4 protein-coding genes and 1 pseudogene are annotated in these 5,500 nt (G+C 64.3%); 4 read left to right on the forward strand and 1 reads right to left on the reverse strand.

Going from position 1 to position 5,500, the window contains the following annotated elements; genetic code table 11:
• A pseudogene (locus tag ACTG4J_RS14410) lies at positions 1-471 on the reverse strand (hypothetical protein); the annotation flags it as partial.
• Between ACTG4J_RS14410 and gltX the strand changes: the two are divergent.
• The 4 genes from gltX to ACTG4J_RS14430 form a co-directional block, all read left to right on the forward strand.
• Positions 446-1,861: a glutamate--tRNA ligase gene (gene gltX, locus ACTG4J_RS14415; RefSeq protein WP_439140433.1), complete on the forward strand. Its 1,416-nt coding sequence runs from the start codon at positions 446-448 to the stop codon at positions 1,859-1,861. The pseudogene ACTG4J_RS14410 and the gene gltX sit on opposite strands and share 26 nt — an antisense overlap.
• 108 nt (positions 1,862-1,969) lie before the next feature.
• Positions 1,970-3,265, forward strand: a complete 1,296-nt coding sequence (gene gltA, locus ACTG4J_RS14420) for a citrate synthase (RefSeq protein ID WP_439140434.1) — start codon at positions 1,970-1,972, stop codon at positions 3,263-3,265.
• A 149-nt stretch (positions 3,266-3,414) separates the two neighbouring features.
• Positions 3,415-4,353, forward strand: a complete 939-nt coding sequence (locus ACTG4J_RS14425; protein ID WP_439140435.1) for a nucleoside hydrolase — start codon at positions 3,415-3,417, stop codon at positions 4,351-4,353.
• 52 nt (positions 4,354-4,405) lie between these two features.
• A partial coding sequence (locus ACTG4J_RS14430) for a protein adenylyltransferase SelO (protein WP_439140436.1) occupies positions 4,406-5,500 on the forward strand: 1,095 nt, incomplete at its 3' end.

Here is a 5,500-nt window from a genome sequence, read left to right on the forward strand (position 1 = left end):
CAGGCTATGGCTGCGATGACCCGCCACAAGCAACCCCATGGCCATCATCGCAACACCCATGCAAAGTGGCCCGATCCCCGCCCGCCAGCGGATCGCACAGACAATGGCCACGACCATGACCAAGGCGATCAAGACAAAGCCCGCGACGCTTGGCTCCCATGGCAGGGCGAAATAGACCGCGACGCCGATCCCCAGCATCACCGCGGACCAAGGCATCAGCGCGCCGCGCTGCGCGGCGCAGGCCGACCACAGCCCCGCCACGGCGCTCTGTGCGCCCAAAGACCCCCACCCCGACAAGGGCGTGATATCGCGCCGTTCGGTCACCGCCTTGTCAGCGCCCCTTGTGATGCGTAAACCAGCGCGCGAGCCTAGCCCCGACATGGTTTCCAACTGGTTAACGCCGCGTGAGGCCCCCCGGCCTGCGCGCGGTGCGAAAAGGAACAAGATGGCCCAGCCGCAACAGATCGTCACCCGCATCGCCCCCTCGCCCACGGGCACCATGCATATCGGGACCGCGCGCACGGCGCTGTTCAACTGGCTCTACGCCCGCGCGCGGGGCGGCAAATTCCTGCTCCGGATCGAAGATACCGACCGCGCCCGATCGACCCCCGAGGCGACACAGGCCATTCACGACGGCATGCGCTGGTTGGGGCTTGATTGGGATGGCGAGGCGGTCAGCCAATTCGCCCGTGTTCCCCGCCATGCCGAGATCGCGCGCGAGATGCTGGCCCGCGGCCACGCCTATAGATGCTTCGCCTCCCAAGACGAGATCGAAGCCTACCGCGAGGCCGCCCGCGCCGAGGGGCGCTCGACGCTTTACCACAGCCCGTGGCGCGACGCGCCCGAGGCAAGCCAGCCCGATGCACCCTATGCCATCCGCCTCAAGGCCCCGCGCGAAGGCGCAACGGTGATCGACGATGCCGTGCAGGGCAGCGTCACCTTCCGCAACGACCAGCTCGACGATATGGTCCTCCTGCGCTCGGATGGCACGCCGACCTACATGCTGGCCGTCGTGGTCGATGATGTCGATATGGGCGTCACCCATGTGATCCGCGGCGATGACCACCTCAACAATGCCGCGCGTCAGGCGCAGATCTATCGCGCCATGGGCTGGGCGGAACCGGTCTGGGCGCATATCCCCCTAATCCACGGGCCGGACGGCAAGAAGCTGTCCAAGCGCCACGGCGCGACCGGCGTGATGGAATATGCCGAAATGGGCGTGCCGGCCGCGGCGATGCGCAACTACCTGACCCGGCTGGGCTGGAGCCATGGCGACGATGAGCTGTTCACCGATGCCCAGGCCCTGGAATGGTTCGATCTGCAAGGCATCGGCCGCGCCCCTGCTCGGCTTGACCTCAAGAAGCTCGAGAGCGTGGCAAGCTGGCACATCGCGCATGCCGATGATGCCGCATTGATGGCCGAGTTGACCGCCTATCTCGCGCTCACTGATCGGCCCGCCCTTTCGCAGGCGCAGCATGATCTGCTTTCGGATGCGATGTATTGCCTCAAGGATCGGGCGAAATCGCTGCCCGAGATCTTGGAAAAGGGCCAATTCGCATTGGCCTCTCGCCCAATCGTGCCCGATGCGGCTGCGGCGGCGCATCTCGATGCGGTATCCCGTGGTATACTGCGTGAATTGACTGCGCAGTTGCAGCATGCTAGCTGGGATCGTGACACGCTTGAGACGACGCTGACACAAGCCGCTGAAAATCACGGGTTGAAATTCGGCAAGCTCGCAGGCCCGCTTCGGGCCGCACTTGCAGGCCGCAGCGCGACGCCCAGCGTCTTCGACATGATGTGCGTCATCGGCCGCGCGGAAACGCTTGCCCGGCTCGAGGACGCGGCCACCCGCGACGGCTGAACTTGCGGGCGCGACACGACCGAGGGGGCCCGTTCACCTGACCGGGGCCCGATGCTTCCGCGCGCGGCCCGCTGGTGTCCGCCCGGCCACGACGAAAAGGGGACGACCATGGCACATTCGACACGCAACGCCAGCCTGACGATCGATGGCAAGACCTATGAATTGCCAATCTACTCACCAACCGCCGGGCCCGACGTCATCGACATCACCAAGCTCTATGCGGCAGCGGGCGTGTTCACCCATGATCCGGGCTTCACCTCGACCTCCGCCTGCGACAGCGCGATCACCTTCATCGACGGTGACAAGGGCGAGCTGATGCACCGCGGCTACCCGATCGACCAGCTGGCCGAGAAATCGCATTACCTCGAGGTCTGCTACCTGCTTCTCTACGGTGAGTTGCCCTCGGCGGCCGAGCTGGAAAAGTTCGAGACCACGATCACCCGCCATACGATGATCCATGAGCAGATGCACAACTTCTTCCGCGGGTTCCGCCGCGATGCGCATCCGATGGCGACCATGGTGGGCGTGGTCGGCGCCATGTCGGCCTTCTACCATGACAGCACCGACATCAACGATGCACACCAGCGCGAGATCGCATCCCACCGCCTGATCGCCAAGATGCCGACCATCGCGGCAATGGCCTACAAATATTCGATCGGTCAGCCCTTCGTCTATCCGCGCAACGATCTCGATTACGCCTCGAACTTCCTGCGCATGTGCTTTGCGGTGCCGGCCGAGGATTACGTCGTCGACCCGATCCTCGCCCGCGCGATGGACCGCATCTTCACGCTGCACGCCGATCACGAGCAAAACGCCTCCACCTCAACGGTGCGTCTGGCCTCGTCTTCTGGCGCAAACCCCTTCGCCTGCATCGCGGCCGGCATCGCGTGTCTGTGGGGGCCTGCGCATGGCGGTGCGAACCAAGCCTGCCTCGAGATGCTCAAGGAAATCGGCGATCCCGCGCGCATCCCCGAATTCATCGCGCGCGCCAAGGACAAGAACGACCCCTTCCGCCTGATGGGCTTCGGCCATCGCGTCTACAAGAATTTCGACCCCCGCGCGACGGTGATGAAGAAATCCGCCGACGAGGTGCTGGATCTCTTGGGCGTCGAAGACAACCCGCTGCTCCAGATCGCCAAGGAGTTGGAGCGCATCGCGGTGAACGACGACTACTTCATCGAGAAAAAGCTCTTCCCCAATGTCGATTTCTACTCGGGCATCATCCTCGAGGCGATGGGTTTCCCCACCGCAATGTTCACGCCGATCTTCGCGGTCTCGCGCACGGTTGGCTGGATTTCGCAGTGGAAGGAACAGCTGGCCGACCCCGCCATGAAGATCGGCCGTCCGCGTCAGCTCTACATGGGCGAAACGCTGCGCGACTATGTCGAGATCGAAAACCGCTGACCGCGGCATCATCACCCCGACAACAGGCCGCCCCGCACCGGGCGGCCTTTTTGCTGCGGTCTTCTTCGTTTCAAAAATATCCCCGCCGGAGGCATTGAAGTTTTCCTTCCCCCGGTGAAACCTGCACCCGGACGCAGGAGCAGGGCAAAATGGCAACCAAGATCATCATCGACACCGACCCCGGCCAGGATGACGCCGTGGCGATCTTGCTTGCCTTGGCCTCGCCCAAGGAGATCGAGGTGCTGGGCATCACCGCGGTCGCGGGCAATGTGCCGCTTGCGCTGACCCAAAAGAACGCCCGCATCATCTGCGAATTGGCGGGGCGCACCGATATCCCCGTCTTCGCGGGCTGCGACCGCCCCATGATCCACCCCCTCGTTACGGCCGAGCATGTCCACGGCAAAACCGGGCTTGACGGCATTGCCCTGCCCGAGCCGACGATGCCCCTGCAAGATCGCCACGCGGTCGATTTCATCATCGACACGCTGCGCGCCGAACCTTCGGGGACTGTCACGCTTTGCCCACTCGGCCCGCTGACCAATATCGCCACGGCCTTTGCCAAGGCCCCCGAGATCATCGCCCGCGTGCAGCAGATCATACTGATGGGCGGCGCCTATTTCGAAGTGGGCAACATCACCCCTGCGGCCGAATTCAACATCTATGTCGACCCCGAGGCGGCAAAGATCGTGTTTCAATCCGGCGTGCCGCTGGTGGTCATGCCGCTTGATGTCACCCACAAGGTGCTGACGACTCGCCCCCGGATCGACGCGATCCGCGCCATAGGCAGCCCCGTGGCCCATGCCGTGGTGTCTTGGACCGATTTCTTCGAGCGTTTCGACATGGCGAAATACGGGGCCGAAGGTGCGCCGCTGCATGACCCATGCGTCATCGCCTACCTCTTGGCCCCCGACCTCTTTTCCGGCCGCCATATCAATGTCGAGATCGAGACCGGCTCGCCGCTCACCCGGGGCATGACGGTCGCCGATTGGTGGGGCGTGACCACGCGTCCGAAGAACGCGACCTTCATGGGCGATGTCGATGCGGCGGGCTTTTACGAACTTCTGACTGCGCGGCTGGCACAGATCTAACCCTTTCGCCGCCTGCCCCGTGCGCTTATCTTGGGCAGGCAAAGGATGACCAATGACCGCCCATTTCCCGTTCGACAACAGCTATGCGCGCCTGCCCGAGCGATTTTTCACGCGCCAAGCCCCCGCGACCGTGGCCACGCCGCGGCTGATCGCGCTCAACCATGCGCTGGCGGACAGGTTGGGCATCACGCTTCCCGATGACCCGGCCGAGATCGCCCGAATCTTTTCCGGCAACGCCCTGCCCGAAGGGGCCGATCCCTTGGCGCAGGTCTATGCCGGCCACCAATTCGGCGGCTGGTCGCCGCAACTGGGCGATGGGCGCGCGATCTTGTTGGGCGAGGTTCTGGCCCCTGACGGGGCGCGCTTCGACATCCAGCTCAAGGGATCGGGGCGCACGCCCTATAGCCGGATGGGCGATGGGCGGGCATGGCTGGGGCCTGTCTTGCGCGAATATATCATTTCCGAGGCGATGGCCGCCCTTGGCGTTCCCACCACGCGCGCCCTGGCCGCCGTCAGCACGGGCGAGGTCGTGCTGCGCGAGCGCCCCCTGCCGGGCGCGGTCTTCACCCGCGTGGCCGCCTCCCATATCCGCATCGGCACCTTTCAATACTTTGCCGCCCGCCGCGACAGCGCGGCGCTACAAGCGCTCTGCGATCACACAATCGCGCGCCATTACCCAAAGGCCGATGGCCCACTTGGCCTGCTCAACGCGGTGATCGACGCGCAAGCGCGCCTTGTCGCGCGATGGATGGGCTTGGGCTTTATCCACGGCGTGATGAATACCGACAACATGACGCTCTCGGGCGAGACCATCGATTACGGCCCCTGCGCCTTCATGGATGACTACCACCCCGACCGCGTTTTTTCCTCGATCGACCAGTTCGGCCGCTATGCCTATGCCAACCAGCCCCAGATCGCGGTCTGGAACCTTGCGCAACTGGCGACCGCGCTGTTGCAGCTGATCCCCGACCGCGAGGCGGGGATCGACGCCTTCACGGATGCGATCAACGGCTTTTCCGACCGCTTCGATACAGCATGGGACAGCGTGTTGCGCGCCAAGATGGGCCTTGCCGCGGAGGATGAAAGCGATGGCGATTTGGCCCGCTCGCTTTTGGCGATCATGGCCGAGAACGGCGCGGATTTCACC

It is taken from the genome of Roseicyclus sp. (genome assembly GCF_965662675.1).
Classification (GTDB): Bacteria; Pseudomonadota; Alphaproteobacteria; order Rhodobacterales; family Rhodobacteraceae; genus Roseicyclus.